At 64.7% G+C, this 20,657-nt stretch carries 18 protein-coding genes and 1 pseudogene; 3 read left to right on the forward strand and 16 right to left on the reverse strand.

The genetic code is table 11. The features are described from left to right. Positions 1-7 precede the first annotated feature (7 nt). From ACK2SD_RS21895 to ACK2SD_RS21950, 12 genes and pseudogenes are all read right to left on the reverse strand, one after another. A pseudogene (locus tag ACK2SD_RS21895) lies at positions 8-700 on the reverse strand (methyl-accepting chemotaxis protein); the annotation flags it as partial. A 524-nt stretch (positions 701-1,224) separates the two neighbouring features. Continuing rightward, positions 1,225-2,517, reverse strand: coding sequence for an adenylosuccinate synthase (locus ACK2SD_RS21900; RefSeq protein WP_412460829.1), 1,293 nt, complete (start codon positions 2,515-2,517; stop codon positions 1,225-1,227). 56 nt (positions 2,518-2,573) lie between these two features. Then, on the reverse strand, positions 2,574-3,761 hold the full coding sequence (locus tag ACK2SD_RS21905) for an ATP phosphoribosyltransferase regulatory subunit (RefSeq protein ID WP_412460830.1): 1,188 nt from the start codon (positions 3,759-3,761) through the stop codon (positions 2,574-2,576). Between the two features lie 279 nt (positions 3,762-4,040). Further along, a complete protein-coding gene (gene hflC, locus ACK2SD_RS21910) occupies positions 4,041-4,910 on the reverse strand; it encodes a protease modulator HflC (RefSeq protein ID WP_039582862.1) in 870 nt (289 codons plus the stop codon). Further along, positions 4,910-6,094: an FtsH protease activity modulator HflK gene (hflK, locus tag ACK2SD_RS21915; protein ID WP_295486833.1), complete on the reverse strand. Its 1,185-nt coding sequence runs from the start codon at positions 6,092-6,094 to the stop codon at positions 4,910-4,912. The genes hflC and hflK overlap by 1 nt, the downstream gene beginning before the upstream one ends. Positions 6,095-6,190: 96 nt before the next feature. Further along, entirely contained in the window at positions 6,191-7,492 is a 1,302-nt protein-coding gene (hflX, locus tag ACK2SD_RS21920) for a ribosome rescue GTPase HflX (protein ID WP_039582859.1), read from the reverse strand. 12 nt (positions 7,493-7,504) lie between these two features. Continuing rightward, a complete protein-coding gene (gene hfq, locus ACK2SD_RS21925) occupies positions 7,505-7,765 on the reverse strand; it encodes an RNA chaperone Hfq (protein ID WP_029612777.1) in 261 nt (86 codons plus the stop codon). Between the two features lie 92 nt (positions 7,766-7,857). Then, complete coding sequence (miaA, locus tag ACK2SD_RS21930; protein ID WP_412460831.1) at positions 7,858-8,829, reverse strand: tRNA (adenosine(37)-N6)-dimethylallyltransferase MiaA; 972 nt, start codon at positions 8,827-8,829, stop codon at positions 7,858-7,860. Then, complete coding sequence (mutL, locus tag ACK2SD_RS21935; protein ID WP_029612778.1) at positions 8,830-10,731, reverse strand: DNA mismatch repair endonuclease MutL; 1,902 nt, start codon at positions 10,729-10,731, stop codon at positions 8,830-8,832. Then, complete coding sequence (locus ACK2SD_RS21940) at positions 10,728-12,173, reverse strand: N-acetylmuramoyl-L-alanine amidase (RefSeq protein WP_205419300.1); 1,446 nt, start codon at positions 12,171-12,173, stop codon at positions 10,728-10,730. Before ACK2SD_RS21940 ends, mutL begins: the two co-directional genes overlap by 4 nt. Further along, positions 12,174-12,638 (reverse strand): tRNA (adenosine(37)-N6)-threonylcarbamoyltransferase complex ATPase subunit type 1 TsaE, encoded by a 465-nt coding sequence (gene tsaE, locus ACK2SD_RS21945; protein ID WP_369811489.1) that lies wholly within the window; start codon positions 12,636-12,638, stop codon positions 12,174-12,176. Further along, positions 12,635-13,495 (reverse strand): NAD(P)H-hydrate dehydratase, encoded by an 861-nt coding sequence (locus ACK2SD_RS21950; protein WP_412460832.1) that lies wholly within the window; start codon positions 13,493-13,495, stop codon positions 12,635-12,637. The genes tsaE and ACK2SD_RS21950 overlap by 4 nt, the downstream gene beginning before the upstream one ends. Positions 13,496-13,559: 64 nt before the next feature. Here ACK2SD_RS21950 and queG point away from each other — a divergent pair, with 64 nt between their 5' ends. Beyond that, the gene (gene queG, locus ACK2SD_RS21955; RefSeq protein WP_412460833.1) at positions 13,560-14,630 is read left to right on the forward strand and encodes a tRNA epoxyqueuosine(34) reductase QueG; all 1,071 of its coding nucleotides are present in this window, start codon (positions 13,560-13,562) and stop codon (positions 14,628-14,630) included. Between the two features lie 13 nt (positions 14,631-14,643). On the opposite strand, the gene ACK2SD_RS21960 is transcribed toward queG, so the two are convergent. After that, the gene (locus ACK2SD_RS21960; protein ID WP_205419316.1) at positions 14,644-15,258 is read right to left on the reverse strand and encodes a trimeric intracellular cation channel family protein; all 615 of its coding nucleotides are present in this window, start codon (positions 15,256-15,258) and stop codon (positions 14,644-14,646) included. A 117-nt stretch (positions 15,259-15,375) separates the two neighbouring features. Then, a complete protein-coding gene (gene orn, locus ACK2SD_RS21965) occupies positions 15,376-15,918 on the reverse strand; it encodes an oligoribonuclease (protein WP_029612782.1) in 543 nt (180 codons plus the stop codon). Between the two features lie 93 nt (positions 15,919-16,011). On the opposite strand from orn, the gene rsgA reads away from it, so the two are divergent. Then, entirely contained in the window at positions 16,012-17,043 is a 1,032-nt protein-coding gene (gene rsgA / locus ACK2SD_RS21970) for a small ribosomal subunit biogenesis GTPase RsgA (RefSeq protein ID WP_029612783.1), read from the forward strand. A 33-nt stretch (positions 17,044-17,076) separates the two neighbouring features. On the opposite strand, the gene motB is transcribed toward rsgA, so the two are convergent. Together motB and motA are read right to left on the reverse strand one after the other, a co-directional pair. Then, a complete protein-coding gene (gene motB, locus ACK2SD_RS21975) occupies positions 17,077-18,108 on the reverse strand; it encodes a flagellar motor protein MotB (protein WP_039582852.1) in 1,032 nt (343 codons plus the stop codon). A 3-nt stretch (positions 18,109-18,111) separates the two neighbouring features. Next, positions 18,112-18,963, reverse strand: coding sequence for a flagellar motor stator protein MotA (motA, locus tag ACK2SD_RS21980; protein WP_029612787.1), 852 nt, complete (start codon positions 18,961-18,963; stop codon positions 18,112-18,114). Positions 18,964-19,093: 130 nt separating this feature from the next. Between motA and ACK2SD_RS21985 the strand changes: the two genes are divergently transcribed. Next, positions 19,094-20,629, forward strand: coding sequence for an HDOD domain-containing protein (locus tag ACK2SD_RS21985; RefSeq protein WP_412460834.1), 1,536 nt, complete (start codon positions 19,094-19,096; stop codon positions 20,627-20,629). The last annotated feature ends 28 nt before the right edge of the window (positions 20,630-20,657 follow it).

Here is a 20,657-nt window from a genome sequence, read left to right on the forward strand (position 1 = left end):
CGCGGCTGTCGAGCGCCACCCGCTTGGTCAGATCGCCCTCGCCAGCCGCCAGGTCGTCCAGGGCGGCGATCAGCAGGCGCAACTTGCTCACCACGCGCCGACCCAGCACCACCGCCACCAGCAACAGCACGCCCAGCCCAACCAGCGCCAGGCCCAGGCCGATGCGCCAACGCAGCTCCCCAGCCGCTTCGCGCACGGTCTGTGCGGTATTGGCCTGCATCGCGGTAGCACTGTGTTGCGCCGTTTCCAGGCGTGCCTGCAGGGCCTTGCCACTGTCGGCGGCGGCCGCGCCCAAGCTTTCGCCGACCAGTTGCTCGCTGCTGCTGATCAGGGCGGTAAAGCGCTGGTCGAGCGCGCTGAGCGTCTGGTCCACAGCCACGGTGGACACGCCCATCAGGACCTTGCCGATGGTGGCGCCGTTGGGGCTGATGGGCGCCTCGACGAAGTACACCGAAGGATCGTGGCGCGCCGCATCCAGCACCTTGTCCAACGCCCGCTCGCCCTGGCCTTTGTCCATGAGCGCCTGGTTGATCGGGTTCTGCCGATTCAGATAGCGCGTCAGGTGCTCGCCCTCGGCGTTGTCGTAGATGACGAACAACACGTTGGGATTGCGCTGGGCGCGTCGAGCGAAGTCGGAGAGCGTCGGCACGTCGTTATCCCAGATCGCCCTGGGTGCCACCGAGGCCAGCAGTTCGGCCATGTCGTTGGCCGAGTCCTTGAGACTTTGCTCCAAAGTAGTGCGCAATTGCTGCTGTTCGCTCTGCAATCGACTGGATAGACCAGCGCTCAAGCGCTGACGGGTGCTGGCAGAAAGGCTGTCGAGCCCTCCGCGCACATCCTGGCCCGCCAGGCCCAGTTCGTCGGCCAGCTTGCGGCTGTCACTGCCCAGGCGCTCGCCCAGATCCGCTTCGAGTGCAGAGATGGTGCTTCGAGTCAGCACCACGGCCACCAGCACCTGCACCAGCAGGGCGATACCGAGTGCAACAAACACAGGCCGCAGGAGGCGGCTTCGTAACAGAGAGAGGATGGCAGACACGTTTGAACCCCCGTGTTTCTGGCGCCATTACTTTGATGGCAGCTACAGACGCTTCTTACAGCAAGGGTTGTGCCTGGCGCAGCGGGGATATACGCCAAGGTCGAGCAACGCGACAGCCTGTCATCGACACAAACAAAAACGCCGCAGCCCTTTGCAGGGCTACGGCGTCGAATCGACCTGGCGGTCGATCAGGCGAACGGGTGACGCAACACGATGGTTTCGTTACGGTCCGGGCCGGTGGAGATGATGTCGATCGGCGCGCCGACCAGCTCTTCGATGCGCTTGATGTAGTTGCGCGCAGCCTGCGGCAGCTCCTCCAGGGCTTTCACGCCCAGGGTCGATTCGCTCCAGCCTGGCATCTCTTCGTACACCGGCTCCAGGCCGATGTAGCTGTCGGCATCGGACGGCGCGTCGATGACTGCACCGTGCTCGTTCTTGTAGCCGACGCAGATGTTGATGGTTTCCAGGCCATCGAGCACGTCGAGCTTGGTCAGGCAGATGCCCGAGATGCTGTTGACGTCGATGGCGCGGCGCAGGATCACGGCGTCGAACCAGCCGCAACGACGGGCGCGACCGGTGGTGGAGCCGAACTCATGGCCACGCTTGGCCAAGGTGGCGCCGGTCTCGTCGAACAGCTCGGTCGGGAATGGACCGGAACCGACGCGGGTGGTGTAGGCCTTGGTGATACCCAGGATGTAATCCAGGTACATCGGGCCGACGCCGGAGCCGGTGGAGATACCGCCTGCGGTGGTGTTCGAGCTGGTGACGTACGGATAGGTGCCGTGGTCGATGTCCAGCAGCGAACCCTGGGCGCCTTCGAACATGATGTCCTTGCCGGCGCGGCGCAGGTTATGCAACTCGGCGGTGACGTCGAGCATCATCGGCTTGAGCTGTTCGGCGTAAGCCATGCAGTCGTCCAGAGTCTGCTGGAAGTCGATGGCCGGCTCTTTGTAGTAATTGACCAATTGGAAGTTGTGGTAGTCCAGCAACTCGCCAAGCTTGGCGGCGAAGCGCTCGCGGTGGAACAGGTCACCGACGCGCAGGCCACGGCGCGCGACCTTGTCTTCGTAGGCCGGGCCGATACCGCGACCGGTGGTGCCGATCTTGGCTTCGCCACGGGCCTTCTCACGGGCCTGGTCCAGTGCCACGTGGTAGGACAGGATCAGCGGCGCCGCCGGACTGATGCGCAGACGCTCGCGCACCGGCACGCCTTTTTCTTCCAGCTTGGTGATTTCGCGCATCAACGCATCGGGCGCGACCACCACGCCATTGCCGATCAGGCACTGCACGCCTTCGCGCAGGATGCCCGAGGGAATCAGGTGCAGAACGGTCTTCTCACCGTCGATCACCAAGGTGTGGCCCGCGTTGTGGCCACCTTGGTAACGCACGACGGCGGCAGCATGTTCGGTCAGCAGATCGACGATCTTGCCTTTGCCCTCATCACCCCACTGGGTGCCCAGGACGACGACATTCTTACCCATAACACTTGTCCTCATTCACGCAATCTTGGTTGCCGGCCTATTGCCGGCGAAGAATCTCAATGGGTCAGCGGCAGAACCTGCCAGCGCCCGTCCTGCTGAATCAATTGCCGATCACAATCCGCTTCGAAGGCAGCACTCAGCGGCTGCCCAGGCAGGGCCTGAACCACACGCTGGCCCTCGTTGCGCAACTGGCAGACCTGCTGCCAGAGGGCCGCGTCGCCGTTGTCGGGCATCCAGATGCCACCGCACGGCAATGCGACCTCCGCTCGCCCCAGTGTGACCAGGGTCTTCAAATCCGTGGAGAAACCGGTAGCCGGGCGCGCCCGGCCGAAGTCGGCGCCGATGTCGTCATAGCGCCCGCCCTGGGCGATCGATTGACCGACACCGGGGACGAAGACGGCGAACACCACGCCTGTGTGATAGTTGTAGCCGCGCAACTCGCCTAGGTCGAAGTACAGCGGCAGGTGCGGATAGCGTGCAGCCAGGCGATCGGCGATGGCCAGCAGATCGTCCAGCGCCGCCAGCACACTGGCAGGCGCACGCCCCAGGCGCACGCGGGCTTCGGCCAGCACCTCGCGGCCACCGCACAGCTCGACCAAGGCGCGCAGCATGTTGCCCAGGTCCTTCGGCAGCTCTGCGGTCAGGGCGTGGACTTCGTCCACGGCCTTGCGCTGCAACGCATCGAACAACTGCTGTTCGACCGCGCCGCAGAGGCCGGCGGCGCGCGCCAGGCCGCGGTAGATACCGACGTGGCCCAGGTCCATGTGCACGTCGGCCACATCGGTGAGCTGCAGGGTGCTCAGCATCAGGCTGATCACCTCGACATCGCTGGTCGGGCTGGCATCGCCATACAGCTCGGCGCCCAGTTGGATGGGGCTGCGCGAGGTGGACAGCGCCCGCGGCTCGGCGTGCAGCACGCTGCCGGCATAGCACAGACGACTCGGGCCTTCGCGGCGCAGGGTGTGGGCATCGATGCGTGCCACCTGGGGGGTGAAGTCGGCACGGAAGCCCATCAAGCGGCCGGACTGCGGATCGACCACCTTGAAGGTACGCTGGTCCAGGTCCTGGCCTGCGCCGGTGAGCAGCGATTCCAGGTACTCGATATGCGGGGTGACGACCAGTTCGTAGCCCCAACTCTGGAACAGGTCCAACACCTGGCGACGCGCGATTTCGATGCGCGCCGCTTCAGGTGGCAGTACTTCCTCGATGCCATCTGGCAGCAGCCAGCGGTCTACCGTTGCCATTACGCCATTTCCCCTCTGGTCCGGGCGGCTGCCCTGCGGGTTAGCCACCTGTAAAGCAGGCGTTGGCGCACAACAGCAGGCAGCACCGATCCCAGCGCCGCCGCCGTGCCAACACCCTCGAAATACCTGCGAGCTGACCAAGTCGTCGAAAAGCCTGGGGCCAATCAACCTTGCAGACGCAAAAAAGCCGGGAATTTCCCGGCTGACTCATCATACACCCCTTTTTCTTCGGGATGCACCCCACCGGACGTTTTAGCTGCCCGGCGGGGCGTCTTGCGCTTACGGCTTGCTCTTGTCGAGGAAACGGAAGAACTCGTTCTTCGGATCCAGGACCAGCACGTCGCTCTTGCTGGAGAAGCTCTCGCGGTAGGCCTGCAGACTGCGGTAGAACGCGTAGAAATCAGCGTCCTGGCCGTAGGCCTTGGCGTAGATGGAGGCCGACTGAGCGTCACCATCACCACGGGTTTCTTCCGCTTCGCGATAGGCTTCGGCCAGCAACACGCGGCGCTGACGGTCGGCATCGGCGCGAATACCTTCGGCCAGCTCGTTACCTTTGGCGCGGTGTTCGCGGGCTTCGCGCTCACGCTCGGTGCTCATGCGATCGAACACGCTGCGGTTGACTTCCTTGGGCAGGTCGATGGCCTTGACGCGAACGTCCACCACCTCGATACCCAGCTCCTTGTTGGCCATGCGGTTCAACGAAGCGGTGATGTCAGCCATCAACGCGTCACGTTCACCGGAGACCACTTCATGCAGGGTGCGCTTGCCGAACTGGTCGCGCAGGCCACTTTCCAGACGACGCGACAGGCGCTCGTCGGCGATCTGCTTCATACCCGAGGTTGCGGTGTAGAAGCGCTCGGCATCTTTCACTCGCCACTTGGCATAGGCGTCGACCATGACCGCTTTCTTCTCCAGCGTGAGGAAGCGCTGGGTGGGAGCGTCGAGGGTCATCAGGCGCGCGTCGAACTTGCGCACCTGGTTGACGTACGGCACCTTCACGTGCAGACCCGGCTGAACATCGGCCTGGACCACGCGACCGAACTGCAGCAATACCGCCCGCTCGGTCTGCGAGACGATGTAGAAGCAGTTCCAGGCGACGATCGCCAACACCACGGCAGCGATGAGGGCGAACAGCGATTTATTGCTCATCAGCGGCTCTCCCTTGTGCGCAGCGGCTGTTGTTGCTGTTGCAGGTCGGGGGTCGAGCGAGCGGCGGCGTCGTTGACCGACGGCGACCCGCTGCTGGACGACGCTGCGTTGTTGCGGCTGCCTTCGACCATCTTGTCCAGTGGCAGGTAGAGCAGGTTGTTCTGCCCGTCCTTGGCGGTCACCAGCACCTTGCTGGTGTTGCTGTAGACTTCCTGCATGGTCTCCAGGTACAGACGCTGACGGGTGACGTCAGGCGCCTTGCGGTACTCGGCGACCAGCTTGGTGAAGCGGTCGGCCTCACCCTTGGCGCGGGCGATCACTTCGTCGCGGTAGCCGTTGGCGTCCTCGATGATGCGCTGCGCTTGACCACGGGCTTCCGGCACCACGCCATTGGCATAGGACTCGGCCTGGTTGCGCGAACGCTGCTCGTCTTCGCGCGCACGGATCACGTCGTCGAAGGCTTCCTGCACTTCACGCGGGGCTGCCGCGCTCTGCACGTTGACCTGGGTGACGGTGATACCGGTGCGGTAGGTGTCAAGGAAACGCTGCAGGCGCTCGCGGATATCCACGGCCATCTGTTCACGGCCTTCGGTCAGCACCTGGTCCATCGAGGTGGAGCCCACCACGTGGCGCAGGGCGCTGTCGGTGGCGTGCTGCAGGCTGACTTCAGGCTGGTCGACGTTGAGCACGAAGTCCTGCAGATTGCTGATCTTGTACTGCACGGTCAGCGGCACCTCGACGATGTTCTCGTCTTCGGTGAGCATCTGGCCCTGCTTGGTGTACGCCCGCTCACGCGTGACGTTTTCCATGTACTTGCGGTCGATAGGCGGGAAATAGATATTCAGGCCTGGGCCCACGGTCTCGTAGTACTTGCCGAAGCGCAGCACCACGGCCTGCTCCTGCTCGTCGACCACGTAGACGGCGCTGTACAGCCAGATAGCCGCCAGCACCGCCAGGCCAATGCCCAGCAGGCCGAAGCCGCCGCCTTTGCCGACGTTGCGGTCACCACCACCGCCACCGCGTTTCTTCTTGCCGCCGAACATGCCGTTGAGGCTGTCCTGCAGCTTGCGGAAGGCCTCGTCGAGATCCGGTGGCCCCTTCTTGTCGCCACCACCGCCGCCACCGCGGCGGCCGCCCCAGGGATCCTGATTGTTCGAGTTGCCACCCGGCTCGTTCCAAGCCATAGCGCTCTCCATCTGATAAAGCAAAGACGCGCCCACGGCGCGCCGTCCAATGCTACAGAATGCCTGTCACGGCTGCCCGGCGACCTCGACGGGCATTTATTGCAAAGTGTGTTGCGCGATGAACGCGTCAGGCTCGAGGCCTTCGCGGCTGACCATACGGTTAAGTTCCACCCGCGGCAAACGCACGCTCAGCAGGCTGCTGCCTTCGTCGTCGTGCTCCTCGCTCTGTACGGCCCCCAACTCGAAGAACTGCGCACGCAGGCGCGCCAATCGCTGCTCCAATCGCAGGGTGCCGACGAACAGATCATTGCCCAGCAATTCGGCTATCGCCTGCCCGACAAGCTCAAGGCCACGCCCGTCGCGCGCCGAGACCCAGACCCGCTCTGGCTTGCCGTCGGCATTGCGCTGGATCTGCGGCTCGACGTCTTCGAGCAGGTCGAGTTTGTTATAGACCTCGAGGATGGGCAAGCCTTCGGCACCGATCTCGCCCAGAACGGCCAGTACCTGCTCGATCTGTTCCATGCGCTCGGGCTCGTGGGCATCGATCACGTGCAGCAGCAGGTCGGAGTTGCTCGATTCCTCGAGCGTGGCGCGAAACGCCTCGACCAGCTTGTGGGGCAAATGCCGGATGAAGCCCACGGTGTCGGCCAGCACGATCGGCCCCAGGTCATCCAGCTCCAGCCGGCGCAAGGTGGGGTCGAGGGTGGCGAATAGCTGGTCGGCGGCGTACACGTCGGAGCGTGTCAGGGCGTTGAACAGCGTGGACTTGCCGGCGTTGGTGTAACCCACCAGCGACACCGACGGAATATCCGCACGACGACGCCCGCGCCGGGCTTGCTCGCGCTGGCTGCGGACCTTTTCCAGACGCGCCTTGATCTGCCGCAGGCGTACCCGCAGCAGGCGGCGGTCGGTTTCCAACTGGGTTTCACCCGGACCGCGCAGGCCGATACCGCCTTTCTGCCGCTCCAGGTGAGTCCAGCCGCGCACCAGGCGCGTGCTCATATGCTCGAGCTGGGCCAGTTCGACCTGCAGCTTGCCTTCGTGGGTACGTGCGCGCTGGGCGAAAATGTCGAGAATCAGGCCGGTACGGTCGAGCACGCGACACTCGAAGACGCGCTCGAGGTTGCGTTCCTGACTGGGCGTGAGGGTGTGATTGAAGATGACCAGGTCGGCTTCTTCGGCCTTGACCAGGTCGCGCAGTTCCTCGACCTTGCCGCTGCCGATCAGGAACTTCGCTGTGGGCTGGTGCCGCGCAACCGTGGCCAGGTGGACGATGTCCGCCCCGGCCGACAGTGCCAGCTCCTGAAACTCCTGCGGGTCTTCGCGCGCCTCAGGGTTCTGACCTTCCAAGTGAACGAGCAAGGCCCGTTCACCACCACCGTGGCGCTCAAAGAACAATGCAGGCTCCTATCAGGCGTTGCCTGGCTCGCTGTCGCCGTGTTCGGAATCGGACGGGCTTGGCAGGCGAACCGGGCGGGCAGGTACGACAGTGGAGATGGCGTGCTTGTAGACCATCTGGCTGACGGTGTTCTTCAGCAGCACGACGAACTGGTCGAAGGATTCGATCTGGCCCTGCAGCTTGATCCCGTTGACCAGATAGATCGAAACCGGGACTTTTTCTTTTCTCAAGGTGTTCAAGTAAGGGTCTTGTAGCGAATGCCCTTTTGACATATGCCGCACTCCTGTAAGGATCAATAGTAAAAAGCTGAAGAATTCTTTCATTAACGCCGTCTGTTGCAAGAATAGACGGCAATTGCAGGGACTCAGCTCAATATGGAGGCCGATCCCAGGTATTTCAAGGTGCGGGACAGATTGTCGCAGGCCAGGCTGTCCAGCCAGTGCACATTGGACCAGCTGCGCAGCCAAGTGAATTGCCGCTTGGCCAACTGACGGGTGGCGATGATACCGCGTTCACGCATCTGTTCGGCTGTCAGTTGGCTGTCCAGATATTCCCAGACCTGCCTGTACCCCACTGCCCGTATAGACGGCAGCCCCACGTGCAAGTCACTTCTGGTCCGCAACTCTCGGACCTCGTCGACGAAGCCCTGTTCCAGCATCTGCGAAAATCGTAATGCAATTCGTTCATGCAGCACGTGACGATCCGCCGGCGCGATCGCCAGACGGGCCACAGTATAGGGCAAATGACCGCCCGCGCCCGCCTCTACACCGCTGCTTTCGGAGGATTGACGGGCCCGATGCGCGGTCATGCTCTGGCCGCTGACGCGGAACACCTCCAGCGCGCGAATCAGCCGCTGCGGGTCATTGGGGTGAATGCGCGCGGCCGAGACCGGATCCACCTCGGCAAGCTGCCGATGGAGTTCGGCCAGGCCCTGCTCGCGGGCCTGTGCCTCGAGCTCGGCGCGCACCGCGGCATCGGCCGGCGGCATGTCGGCCAGGCCGTCGACCAGTGCTTTGTAATAGAGCATGGTGCCGCCGACCAGCAGCGGGATCTTGCCACGCGCGGTGATCTCGGCCATGGCCGCCAGCGCATCGGTGCAAAACTGCGCCGCCGAATAGCTCTGCGCGGGATCGAGAATGTCCACCAGCCGATGAGGATGCGCCGCCAGCACCTCGGGCGAGGGTTTGGCGGTGCCGATGTCCATGCCGCGGTAGACCATGGCCGAATCGACGCTGACCAGCTCGCACGGCAAGGCTTGGGTGAGCGCGATGGCCAGGTCGGTCTTGCCGGCGGCCGTCGGGCCCATGAGAAAAATGGCAGGGGGGTGAAGACTCATTCATCGACCGCGCAGGAAAAGTTTGTCCAGATCGTCCAGGCCCATCTGGGTCCAGGTTGGTCGGCCGTGGTTGCACTGGCCGCTGCGTTCGGTGTTTTCCATGTCGCGCAGCAGCGCATTCATCTCGGCAATCGCCAGACGGCGGTTGGCACGCACGGCGCCGTGGCAGGCCATGGTGCCGAGCAGCTCGTTGATGTGCGCCTGGACCCGGTCGCTGGTGCCGTACTCCATGAGGTCGGACAGCACGTCCTGAACCAGACGATTGGCCTCGGCCTGCTTGAGCAGCGCCGGAATCTGCCGGATCGCCAGGGTTTCCGGACCCAGGCGCTGCAGTTCGAAGCCCAGGCGCTGGAAAGTCTGCGCATGCTCTTCGGCGCAGTCGGCCTCACGCTGACTCACCGCCAGAGACTCAGGCACCAGCAACGGCTGGCCGCTCAGGCCTTCGCTGGCCATCGCCAGCTTGAGGCGCTCGTACATGATCCGCTCGTGGGCGGCGTGCATGTCCACCAGCACCAGGCCGACGGCGTTCTCGGCCAGGATGTAGATGCCTTTGAGCTGGGCCAGGGCATAGCCCAGCGGCGGGATATCGCCCTGACTGTCCGGCAATGCCGCTGGAGCAGGCGCCGCGCCGTCGAGCGGGGCGAAGAACTCTCGATACACCGCCTGGGCCTCGCCGGCCGGCACGGGCGCCGCCGGGCGCGGCGAATACTGATACTGGTAGCCCGCCCCGGCGCCGCCATTGGAGAACGTCGGGCGCGACTCGGCCGCAGGCTGCTCGAGCACCGAGGCAGCCAGGCGCATTTCACCCTGCGGGCCGAACTCGCCGGCCTGCTGACCGGTGGGACGGACGATCTCGCTGCTGGCGGCCGGCGCTGCCAATTGATCTTCAGGGCGCACATCGGCCAGCGCCCGGTGCAAGGTGCCGTACAGGAAGTCGTGCACCATGCGCCCCTCACGGAAGCGCACTTCATGCTTGGTGGGATGGACGTTGACATCGACGCCGGTGGGGTCGAGTTCGAGGAACAGCACGAAGGTGGGGTGGCGACCGTTGAACAGCACGTCACGGTAGGCCTGGCGTACCGCGTGGGCGACCAGTTTGTCGCGCACCGCGCGGCCGTTGACGAAGAAATACTGCAGGTCGGCCTGACTGCGCGAGAAGGTCGGCAGCCCAACCCAGCCCCACAGGCGCAGGCCATTGCGCTCGACTTCGATCGGCAACGCCTGCTCGAGGAAGCCCGGACCGCAGATGGCCCCGACACGCCGCGCCCGCGCGACATCGTCTGGCGCCTCGTGCAGGCTGAGGATGCTCTTGCCGTTATGGCGCAGATGAAAGCCCACGTCGAATCGCGCCAGCGCCAGGCGCCGGATCACTTCCTGCAGGTGATCGAACTCGGTCTTCTCGGCCTTGAGGAATTTACGTCGGGCCGGGGTGTTGAAGAACAGGTCGCGCACCTCGACCGACGTACCGACCGGATGCGCCGCTGGCTGCACCCGTGGAAGCATGTCGCGGCCCTCGGTCTCCACCTGCCAGGCCTCGCCGGCATCAGCGGTGCGCGAGGTCAGGGTGAGGCGCGCCACCGAGCTGATCGAAGCCAACGCCTCGCCGCGAAAGCCCAGGCTCAGCACACCTTCGAGGTCTTCCAGTTCACGGATCTTGCTGGTGGCGTGACGGGCCAGGGCCAGCGGCAGGTCGTCCGAGGCGATGCCGCGTCCGTCATCACGCACCCGCAGCAGCTTGACCCCGCCCTGCTCCACCTCGATATCGATGCGCCGAGCGCCAGAGTCGAGGCTGTTTTCCAGCAGTTCCTTGACCACCGAAGCAGGACGCTCGACCACCTCGCCTGCGGCGATCTGGTTGGCCAGCCGCGGGCTGAGCAGCTGGATACGGACGCCGTCGCTCATTGCTGCGAAGCCAGGGTGGTAGCCGGGATATCGAGGTGCTGACCGACCTTGAGCTCCTCGCTCTTGAGGTTGTTGGCACTGCGCAGGCTGGCCACACTGACCTGATAACGCACGGCGATCATCGCCAGCGTCTCACCGGGCCTAACACTGTGCTCACGCGGCCCCTGGGCAATCTTGCCGGAATCGCGCAGCCAGGCGATGTAGGTGCCGGGCGGTGGGTTCTGCTGGAAGAACTGGCGCACGCCGCTGTGGATGGAACGTGCCAGTGCCTGCTGATGGCTGCGGGTGGCCAGCTTGTTGGCCTCGTTGGCATTGGAGATGAACCCGGTCTCGACCAGGATCGACGGGATATCAGGCGATTTCAGCACCATGAATCCGGCCTGTTCCACACGCTGCTTGTGCAGCGGCGTGATGCGGCCCATGTTGCCCAGCACTTTCTGCCCGACATTGAGGCTGGAGCTTAGCGTGGCGGTCATCGACAGGTCCAGCAGTACGCCCGCCAGCATGCGGTCCTTGTCGTCGAGGCTGACGTTGCCAGCACCGCCGATCAGGTCGGAACGGTTTTCGCTGTCGGCCAGCCAGCGCGCGGTTTCGGACGTGGCGCCCCGGTCGGACAGGGCGAACACCGAGGCGCCGAAGGCGGCCTTGGAGGGCGCTGCGTCGGCGTGGATGGAGATGAACAGGTCGGCGCCCTTCTTGCGGGCGATCTCGGTGCGCTTGCGCAGCGGAATGAAGTAGTCGCCCGTGCGGGTCAATTCGGCGCGATAGCCCTTCTCGGTGTTGATCTGGCGCTGCAGTTCGCGGGCGATCTGCAACACGATGTCTTTTTCGTGCTGCCCCCGCGAGCCGGAGGCCCCGGGGTCTTCGCCGCCGTGACCGGCATCGATGGCAACCACGATGTCGCGCTTGCCGTTGGGCACCGGCGGCAGCTTGATCGCCGGTTGGGTCGGAGTGACCGGCACCGCAGGCGTGGTCGCCGGCGCGGTAGCGACCGGCGCAGGCGTCGGATTGCTGGCGGCGATGGCGTCAGCCTCCTGGTCGTACAGATCCACCACCAGACGGTTGCCGTACTGGGCGTTCGGCGCAAGGGTGAAGCTCTTCGGCGTGACGGCCTTCTTCAGGTCGACCACCACGCGCAGGTCGGTGGGGGTGCGCTGAGCCGAACGCACGCTGGTGATTGGCGTGTTCGAGGTGGAGACGTTCAGCGGCGAGGCCAGCGTCGCACCATTGATGTCGATGACCAGACGATCGGGCGCGCTGAGCGTGAAGACGCTGTGCTGCACCGGTCCGGACAGGTCGAAGACCAGCCGTGTGTTGTCCGGCGCGCGCCACAGGCGCATGCTCTTGACTTGCGTGACGGCCAGAGCGTCGAGGGTCACTGCTGTCAACAGCAGGCCAACGATGGCGACCAGTGCGCGGATGCGCGGCATACCTTTCCCCACTTACTGTTTGAATTCGGCAGCCAGAGTGGCACACCAGGCTTCGCCGCGAGCCCCCTGCGGCGACAGGTTCAGCGAGCGGCCGCCCGCCTGGGGGCTTATGGTAATGGTCAGGTCAGGCTTTGGCAAAACGCCCGCGCCCTTCTGCGGCCATTCGAAAAGACACAGGGGATCGCCTTCGAAATAGTCGCGAATGCCCATGAACTCCAGCTCCTCTGGATCGACCAGGCGATACAGGTCGAAATGAAAAGCGCGTATATCGCCGATCTCGTAGGGTTCGACCACAGTGAAGGTCGGACTTTTCACCGCGCCGGTGTGGCCCAACCCACGGATCAGACCGCGTGACAAGGTGGTCTTGCCAGCGCCCAGGTCGCCCTCCAGAAAGATCACGCCATGGCCGCCGGTGACCTGAGCCAGGGTCGCACCGAAGGCGACGGTGGCCGGTTCATCGGCCAGAAACAGGGTTATGCCTGACACGCTGAATGCTCCTCCAACAATTCTCGAATGACCGGCACCAGATCGCTGGCGGCCAAGCCTCTACCCCGGACGCCCAGGCGCTCGCCGGCACAGGCGTGCAGCCACACGCCCAGCCCCGCCGCCTGCCACGCGTCCAGGCCTTGGGCCAGCAGCGCGGCAAGCACGCCGCTGAGCACATCGCCCAGGCCTGCGCCAGCCATCGCCGGATGACCGCGCTCGCATACGCGCAACTGGCCGTGCGGGTCAGCGATCAACGTGCCGGCGCCCTTGAGCACGCACACGCTGTCATGACGGCGCGCCAGCTTGCGCGCCGCCCCCGCACGGTCGGCCTGCACCGCCTCGGTCGACAGCCCCAAAAGCCGCGCCGCCTCGCCAGGATGCGGGGTGAGGATGCTACCGGCCGGCAGCGCCAACGGCGCACGCGCCAGCACGTTGAGTGCGTCGGCGTCCCACACTTGCGGCAACCGCGCGTTGGCCACGGCCGACAGCAGGCTACGCCCCCAGGCGGCCTGGCCAAGGCCTGGCCCGACCACCAGCACCGAGGCGCGCTCGAGTACCGCCATCAGTTGATTGGCCGAGCTCACGCCCAGGCACATGGTTTCCGGCAGACGGGCCAGGCTGGCGGCCACGTGCTCGGGCCGCGTCGCCACACTGACCAGCCCGGCGCCACAGCGCAGTGCCGCTTCGGCACTGAGCAGCACCGCACCGCCAGTACCCAGGTCGCCGCCGACCACCAGCACATGACCGAAGTCGCCTTTGTGGGCGTCGGCGGGACGCGCGGGCAGGTGCGCGACGGTCAGGCTGCTGAGCGCGAGCGGGGCGTTGCCGGGGTGTTTGGTCTGAGGCATGGGGTCAAAGGCTCCGATGTCTGGCAGAATTATACGCACCTGAGCCTGTAATGCCTGTCCATCCATGTCCGCCTCTCTTCCAGACCTGCCTCTATTGGCCCAGTCCATCAAGGATTGGGGCCACGCACTCGGTTTTGCCCATGTGGGCATCGCCGATGTCGAACTTGGCGAACACGAACAGCACCTGCAGCGCTGGCTGGACGCCGGGCACCACGGTGAGATGGACTATATGGCAGCGCATGGCACGAAACGTTCGCGCCCGGCCGAACTGATTCCCGGTACCTTGCGCGTGGTGTCGCTGCGCATGGACTATCTGCCCGGCGACACACGCATGGCCCAGCGCCTGGCCCAGCCTGAAAAAGCCTATGTCTCGCGTTACGCCCTGGGCCGCGACTACCACAAGCTGGTGCGCAAGCGCGTGCAGCACCTGGCCGACCGCATCCAGGAAGCCATCGGCCCGTTCGGCTACCGCGCTTTCGTCGACAGTGCCCCGGTGCTGGAAAAGGCCATCGCCCAACAGGCCGGGCTCGGCTGGATCGGCAAGAACACCCTGCTGCTCAACCGCAAGGCCGGCAGCTATTTCTTCCTCGCCGAACTGTTCGTCGACCTGCCACTGCCGGCGGACGAGGCCCAGACCAGCGAACACTGCGGACGCTGCCAGGCCTGCCTGGACCTGTGCCCGACCTCCGCCTTCGTCGGTCCCTACCAACTCGATGCCCGGCGCTGCATCTCGTACTTGACCATCGAACTGCGGGACGCCATTCCGGTGGAGCTCAGGCCATTGATCGGCAACCGGGTCTTCGGCTGCGACGATTGCCAGATCGTCTGCCCCTGGAACCGCTTCGCCAAGTCCACCGGTGAAGACGACTTCAAACCCCGCCACGGTTTGGACAACGCCGAACTGGCGGCGCTGTTCCTGTGGGACGAGAAGACCTTCCTCAGCCGCACCGAAGGCTCGCCGCTGCGCCGCGCCGGTTATGAGCGCTGGCTGCGCAACCTGGCGGTGGGCTTGGGCAATGCGCCTACGACGATCGCCGTGATCGAAGCCTTGAAAGCACGGCGCGAGCACCCGTCGGCATTAGTCAGAGAGCATGTGCAGTGGGCGCTGGCGCGGCATCAGGTCGCGCTGGAGTAGCGTCCCGCAGGCCTCATCGCTCATCGTTGTAATGAAACTTGGGCATTTCCCAGTGAAAGCGGATCGCCAGTAGCCGCAACAGAAAACCGCCGAACAGCGTCAACAGCATCGCCTGCTCGGCCGGCACCTGAAAGTACACACAGCCCAAGTAGAACCAGGCCGCCGCGAACGACACGCTGGCGTACAACTCACGGCGAAACACCAGTGGGATGTCGTTGCAGAAGATGTCGCGCAAAATCCCACCGAACACCCCGGTAATCACCCCGCTGATCGACGCCACCAGCATGCCCTGGCCCATTTCCAGTGCCGTCATGCAGCCGATCAGGGTAAACGCCACCAACCCCAGCGCATCGAGCACCAGAAACAGCGTGCGCAGATGGCGCATCAACGGCGCGATGAAAATGGTCAGCAAGGCGGCGAAGCTGGTGAGCACCAGGTACTCGGGGTGTTTCACCCAGGTCAGCGGGTAGTGCCCGAGCAATACATCGCGCACCGACCCGCCGCCCAGGGCAGTGATGCAGGCGATCAGCACCACGCCAAACCAGTCCATACCACGCCGCCCAGCGGACAGCGCACCGGTCATGGCCTCGGCCGTGATCGCGATCAGATAGAGCAACAACAGCATGATGCACCTGATAGGCAGTTTCGAGTTGCAAGCGGCAAGCGACAAGCCTGTGCGGTGCACGGTTTGCCACAAGGCGCTTGCCGCTGATGACGTGACGCTGCGGCGACAAGCCGCTGCTCGTCAAACCTTGATGAAGTGTTGGCGGTAATGGCGCAGCTCGGCGATCGACTCGCGGATGTCGTCCAGGGCCAGGTGCGTTCCGCCCTTCTGGAAGCTGTCGCGCACGTGCGGCGCCCAACGCGCGGCCAGTTCCTTGAGCGTGGAGACATCCAGGTTGCGGTAGTGGAAGTAGCTTTCGAGCTCAGGCATGTGGCGATAGAGGAAGCGCCGGTCCTGGCAGATGCTGTTGCCGCAGATCGGCGACTTGCCCTTGGGCACCCACTGCTCGAGGAACGCCAGGGTCTGCGCCTGGGCTTGGGCCATGTCGATACGGCTCTCGCGCACGCGCTGGGTCAGGCCCGAGGCGCCGTGGGTGCGGGTGTTCCACTCGTCCATGCGCGCCAGCACCTCATCGCTGTGGTGGATGGCGATCACCGGGCCTTCGGCCAAGGTGTTTAGCTCGCTGTCGGTGACAATGGTGGCCATTTCGATGATGACATCGGTGTCCGGGTCCAGGCCGGTCATCTCCAGATCGATCCAGATCAGGTTCTGTGGATTGTGCATGCATGAGCTCCTCGAATAGGCCGCCATATTAGCCTAGTGGAGCGTGCTAAACTGCTTGCCGTTTTCTTTCTGCCCCGCCGACACGGAACCTTCATGGCCAAACGCCAGCTCAATCGCCGCCAGAACTGGCGCATCGAAAAGATCCAGGGTGAACGCGCCGCCCGCGCTGCCAAACGCGAGCAGCACGCGCTACAGGAGCTCGAAGGTGGCGACCTGGGCCCCGAGCAGTTGGGCCTGGTGATCGCCCACTTCGGTGTCACGGTCGAGGTCGAAGCCCAGGACGGCGAGGCCGCCGGCCAGGTGTTCCGTTGCAACCTGCGCGCCAACCTGCCGGCGCTGGTCACCGGTGACAAGGTGGTCTGGCGTGCCGGCAACCAGGGCAACGGCGTGATCGTGGCGCAGCTTGCGCGCGGCACCGAGCTGTGCCGGCCCAACAACCACGGCCAACTCAAACCGGTGGCAGCCAACGTCGACCTGATCGTGATCGTCTTCGCCCCGGCGCCCGAGCCCCAGGCCAACCTCATCGACCGCTACCTGGTCGCTGCCGAGCACGCCGGCATCCGCCCGCTGCTGCTGCTGAACAAAGCCGACCTGATCGACGCGCACAATGCCCCCACGCTCAACGCGCTGCTGGCGGTGTACCGCGACCTGGGCTATCCGTTGCTGGAAGTGTCGGCCCACCACGGCGATGGCATGCAGCGCCTGCAACAGACGCTGGATGCGCACATCAGTGTGTTCGTCGGGCAATCGGGGGTGGGCAAGTCGTCGCTGGTCAACAGCCTGCTGCCGCAGGCGCAGACGCGGGTGGGCGATTTGTCCGAATGGTCTGGCCAGGGCACCCACACCACCACCACGGCGCGGCTCTATCACTTCCCCAATGGCGGCGACTTGATCGACTCGCCGGGCATCCGCGAATTCGGCCTGGCGCACGTCAGCCGCGACGATGTGGAAGCGGGCTTCATCGAGTTTCGCGACCTGCTGGGCAACTGCCGCTTCCGCGACTGCAAGCATGACCGCGAGCCTGGCTGCGCGTTGCTCAAGGCGCTGGAAGAGGGTCGCGTTTCAGCGCAGCGCATGCACAGCTATCGCTCGATCGTGGCAAGCCTGACCCAAGACACCTACTGACAGCCACGGCCCTTGCAGGGCCGTGGCAGCGCGTCAGTTTTCCTTGCTGTCGTCCATCTTCAAGGTGCCGTTCTCGAAGATGTTCAGCTTCTGGCGCAACTCGCGCGGTTGCATCGGCTGCGCCGGATCGGTGGTGGGCGCCGCCGCAGCGCCGGGTGCCGCAGGCGCGGCGTTGGCGGGCGGCGTGGTCGGGCTGGCTGGCGCATCGGGCTGGCTCTGCTCGCCTTCGATGTCGCGCTGGGCTTTCTTGGTCAGCACGATGATGTCGATGCGGCGGTTGACCGGGTTCTGCGGATGCTCGCGGTCGAACAGCGACGACGAAGCATAGCCCACCACCCGCGCCACCTGATCGTCCGGGTAACCACCCGCTATCAGCGCACGACGCGCGGCGTTGGCGCGGTTGGCCGACAGCTCCCAGTTGCCGAAGTCGCCGGTGCCGGCGTACGGCTTGGCATCGGTGTGGCCGCTCACGCTGATCTTGTTCGGCACCGCCTTGATGGTGTCGGCCATGGCCAGCAGGATGTCCTCGAAGTAGGGCTTGAGGCGCGCACTGCCCAAGTCGAACATCGGCCGGTTCTCGGCGTCCATGATCTGGATACGCAGGCCGTCCTGAGTGATTTCGAACAGGATCTGATCCTTGAACTTCTGCAGTTGCGGGTTTTCTTCGACCTTGTTCTGCAGTTCCTGCAGCAGCAGTTGCAGACGCTCCTGCTCGACCTGCTCGGCCATGGTCTCGACCTTGTCCTTGTCCAGTTGCAGGCTGGTGTCAGGCGTCGGCTCGGACTTCTCTTCCGGGTTGATGGTCTTTTCCGGCGCCAGTTGCGGCGAGCCACCCAGGTCGATGACGTAAGGCGTACCGCTTTCGGAAAAGCCGATCGGATCCTTGAAGTAACCGGCGATGGCGATCTTCTGCTCAGGGGTGGCCGTGGACAGCAGCCACAGCACGAGGAAGAACGCCATCATTGCCGTGGCGAAGTCGGCGAAGGCGATCTTCCAGGCGCCGCCATGATGGCCGGCGCCGTAGCGCTTGATGCGCTTGACGATGATGGGCTGGTTGTTCTCCATGACTCAGCGACCGCGCACCGCTTGTTCCAGCTCGGCGAAGCTCGGGCGATGCTTCGGATACAGCACTTTGCGCCCGAACTCGACCGCCAGCGACGGCGGCATGCCGGAGGCCGAGGCCACCAGCGAGGCCTTGATCGCCTCGTAGACGTTCAGCTCTTCCTTGGCGTCGTGCTGCAGGCAGTTGGCCAGCGGGCCGAAGAAGCCATAGGCCGCCAGGATACCGAAGAAGGTACCGACCAGCGCCGCGCCCACGTGCATGCCGATCGCCTTCTGGTCGCCCTCGCCGAGCGAGGCCATGGTCACCACGATGCCCAGTACCGCCGCGACGATACCGAAGCCGGGCATGCCGTCGGCCACGCCAGTCACCGCGTGCGACGGGTGCTCGAGCTCTTCCTTCATGCTCAGCAGTTCCATGTCGAACAGGCCCTCGAGCTCGTGGGGTGCCATGTTGCCGGTGGACATGATGCGCAGGTAGTCGCAGATGAACGCCGTCATGCGCTCGTCGCCGAGCACTGCCGGGTACTTGGCGAAGATCGGGCTGGCGGCGGCATCTTCGATGTCGCCCTCGATGGCCATCATGCCCTCGCGGCGGCTCTTGTTGAGAATCTCGTAGATCAGGCCCAGCACTTCCAGGTAGAAGGTGTGGGTGAAGCGGCTGCCGAACATCTTCAGCGACTTCTTGATCACGTGCAGGGTCATGTAGCCCGGGTTGGCCTGCAGGAAGGCACCAAAGGCTGCACCACCGATGATCAGCACTTCGAATGGCTGGATCAGCGCCGCGATCTTGCCGTGGGATAGGACGTACCCGCCGAGAACGCTCGCGAATACGACGATGATGCCGATAATTTTAGCCATAGATTGGAAGCACTTGCTGTCGTGGTCAGGTTCAGGGGCGGGAGCTTTGAAACTCTGCTTCTACTTATCGGCAGAACTGCGCCAGACTATAGCCACATAATGCGAAAAGCCAGTTCGGACTGATGTCAAAATGCCAATCGAAACCAAGCTGCCAGCGCAGGTCCCCTCCTCTCTCGAGGGCTGGGTAAAGCTACTCGACGGTATCCGTGTGCCGGTGCCCAAGGAGAGTCATGACCGCGTCCTGGCGGCGGTCAACGACAACCGCCGCTCGCTGCGCGACATCGCCGAACTGATGCAGGACAGCCCGTCGCTGGTGCTGTGCGTCATGCGCGAGGCCAACCATCCGGCCAACGCCAGCATGGCCGAGCCAGCCGAAAGCCTGGAGATCGCCCTCAACCGCCTGGGTCTTTCACGCATCCTGCAACTCATGGGGCGTCTGCCGGCGGTGCCGGCCGACGACATCCCGCCGGTGCTGCGCCAGTTCCTGCTGATCAGCCAGCATGCCACCCAACAGGCCAACGGCCTGTTCGCCAGTCGCCTTGCACGGTTGTGGCAGGAAATCCACTGGGGCAGCCTGCTGTTCCTCTCGCCGCTGTGGCCCCTGGCGTTGGCCTACCCCAAGCTGCTCGACGCCTGGGAACTGCGGGTGATCCACAAGGGCGAGGACGCCGCCGAGGTGGAGCATGCATTGTTCGGCGTGCGCATCATGGAACTGTGCCGGGCCGTCGCCCTGCACTGGCGCCTGCCGGAATGGGTCACCCAGGGCTATCGCCTGCTGCTCGAAGAGCGCGAGCAACTGGCCCAGGTGCTGAACATCGCGCGCGATCCCGATGCACTGAACCAACAGCATCGCCTGGACGACGAAAGCGGTCTGCGCCGCTGGTTCAACCAGCCGGCCAATACCGTGCTGCTGGCCAACGGGCTGGCGCTGTCGGCGCAGGTCGGCTGGGACAACCCGCACCTGCTGCGCTGGCAACTGCTTACCGCGCTGTATTTGCAAACCACCCTGGACGACGTCCAGCAGCAGGTCCACCAGCAGGCGGCCGCCAGCGCCCGCCATCACGCCCGGCATGCGTTGTTCCATCCGGCCGAAGCGCTGATCTGGCCTTGGGAGCAACGCCGGCCGCACCCGGACATGCTCACCGCGCCGCCGCCCCCTGCGCAGGACCTGGAACGCTGGCGTGCCCTGTGCGGCGAGCTGCTGACCCAGCCCAGCCCGTTCAGCAACAGCATGCACCTGGCCACCCTGGCACGTGATGCCTTGCTGGCCTGCGGTATGCAGCGGGTGCTGCTGCTGATGCTGGACAAGCCCAACGACTGCCTGCGCGTGCAGCAAAGCGCCGGCCTGCCGCGTGAAGCGGCGGCGCTCAAGGTCGACCTGAACGCAAGCACCCTGCTGCAAAAACTGCTGAGCAAAGCTTCGCAACTGCGCCTGACGCCGGAAAACCACGCCCGCTTCGCGCCCCTGCTGCCCACCACACTGCGCGCCCTGTTCCCCAGCGAACACGTGCTGCTGCGCTCGCTGACGTTGAATGAGCAGGCGCTGATGCTGGTGATCGCCGACCAGGGCGGCAAGCCGCTGGCCGATGTTGGCGTGCAGGCGTTCGGCAAAACCGCGCAATGTATCGAGCGCGCACTGGCCAGCTTCGCCAACCGCAATGGCTGAGCCGTGCGCTACAATCGCCCCTTTCTCG

The sequence above is a fragment of the Pseudomonas sp. SC11 genome, assembly GCF_047039205.1.
Lineage (GTDB): Bacteria > Pseudomonadota > Gammaproteobacteria > Pseudomonadales > Pseudomonadaceae > Aquipseudomonas > Aquipseudomonas boreofloridensis.

What these genes read in the sequence shown, in the direction of transcription:
- hflK (WP_295486833.1), bottom strand. Translation starts at nt 6,094, where the DNA reads ATGGCTTGGAACGAGCCGGGTGGCAACTCGAACAATCAGGATCCCTGG.
- hflC (WP_039582862.1), bottom strand. Translation starts at nt 4,910, where the DNA reads ATGAGCAATAAATCGCTGTTCGCCCTCATCGCTGCCGTGGTGTTGGCG.
- ACK2SD_RS21985 (WP_412460834.1), top strand. Translation starts at nt 19,094, where the DNA reads ATGCCAATCGAAACCAAGCTGCCAGCGCAGGTCCCCTCCTCTCTCGAG.
- mutL (WP_029612778.1), bottom strand. Translation starts at nt 10,731, where the DNA reads ATGAGCGACGGCGTCCGTATCCAGCTGCTCAGCCCGCGGCTGGCCAAC.
- orn (WP_029612782.1), bottom strand. Translation starts at nt 15,918, where the DNA reads ATGCACAATCCACAGAACCTGATCTGGATCGATCTGGAGATGACCGGC.
- miaA (WP_412460831.1), bottom strand. Translation starts at nt 8,829, where the DNA reads ATGAGTCTTCACCCCCCTGCCATTTTTCTCATGGGCCCGACGGCCGCC.
- ACK2SD_RS21950 (WP_412460832.1), bottom strand. Translation starts at nt 13,495, where the DNA reads ATGCCTCAGACCAAACACCCCGGCAACGCCCCGCTCGCGCTCAGCAGC.
- ACK2SD_RS21905 (WP_412460830.1), bottom strand. Translation starts at nt 3,761, where the DNA reads ATGGCAACGGTAGACCGCTGGCTGCTGCCAGATGGCATCGAGGAAGTA.
- rsgA (WP_029612783.1), top strand. Translation starts at nt 16,012, where the DNA reads ATGGCCAAACGCCAGCTCAATCGCCGCCAGAACTGGCGCATCGAAAAG.
- queG (WP_412460833.1), top strand. Translation starts at nt 13,560, where the DNA reads ATGTCCGCCTCTCTTCCAGACCTGCCTCTATTGGCCCAGTCCATCAAG.
- ACK2SD_RS21900 (WP_412460829.1), bottom strand. Translation starts at nt 2,517, where the DNA reads ATGGGTAAGAATGTCGTCGTCCTGGGCACCCAGTGGGGTGATGAGGGC.
- motB (WP_039582852.1), bottom strand. Translation starts at nt 18,108, where the DNA reads ATGGAGAACAACCAGCCCATCATCGTCAAGCGCATCAAGCGCTACGGC.
- motA (WP_029612787.1), bottom strand. Translation starts at nt 18,963, where the DNA reads ATGGCTAAAATTATCGGCATCATCGTCGTATTCGCGAGCGTTCTCGGC.
- hfq (WP_029612777.1), bottom strand. Translation starts at nt 7,765, where the DNA reads ATGTCAAAAGGGCATTCGCTACAAGACCCTTACTTGAACACCTTGAGA.